This is a genomic window from Shewanella inventionis (assembly GCF_014641855.1).
Lineage (GTDB): Bacteria > Pseudomonadota > Gammaproteobacteria > Enterobacterales > Shewanellaceae > Shewanella > Shewanella inventionis.
Window position 1 is genome coordinate 1 of record NZ_BMII01000133.1, and the last position, 535, is coordinate 535.

Consider the following 535-nt stretch of genomic DNA (forward strand, 5'->3'; position numbering starts at 1 on the left):
GCATTGCATAAATATCAAGTACCTCTTCCATCTGCGCAATGAAGTCGCTATCTAACTCGCCAATACACCACATCTTCTTTTGCCATGGTTTTAATTCATTGTTTTTCAGCCGTTGACGGACGGTTTCAAGCGATACGCTTTCAAGCTCTGTCAGCGTAATTAATCTGTCTGCGATGAGTGATAATGTCCAGCGAGCGCGACGATCTGGTGGCTCGCTACAAGCAATGCTAACTAATGTTGCATCTTCATTAGCTGAGAGTAATTTGGGTTGCCCTGTTCGCTTCCCTTCGGCGAGTGCGACCTTCAGCCCTTCTTCTACGAAGCGTTTTTTGGTTCGGTAAATAGTTGAGGTACTGTATTGAGTAACTGACTAATATCTTTATCACTGTGTTGATTGTGGTTTGCAATCAACAGAATGTTGGCTCGTTTTAACAAGCGGGCATTGTGTAGGCCCTTGCTTAATAAAGTCTTTAAGGTGTGCAGTTCTTCTTGGGTCAACTCTACAAGGTAAGTGATATTCATGGCATGATACTCT

2 protein-coding genes are annotated in these 535 nt (G+C 43.4%); both read right to left on the bottom strand.

What is annotated here, in order from left to right:
* A partial coding sequence (locus IEW93_RS21930; protein ID WP_229706754.1) for a helix-turn-helix domain-containing protein occupies window positions 1–343 on the bottom strand: 343 nt, incomplete at its 3' end.
* A partial coding sequence (locus IEW93_RS22230) for a hypothetical protein (protein WP_444544632.1) occupies window positions 316–535 on the bottom strand: 220 nt, incomplete at its 5' end. The genes IEW93_RS22230 and IEW93_RS21930, both read right to left, overlap by 28 nt.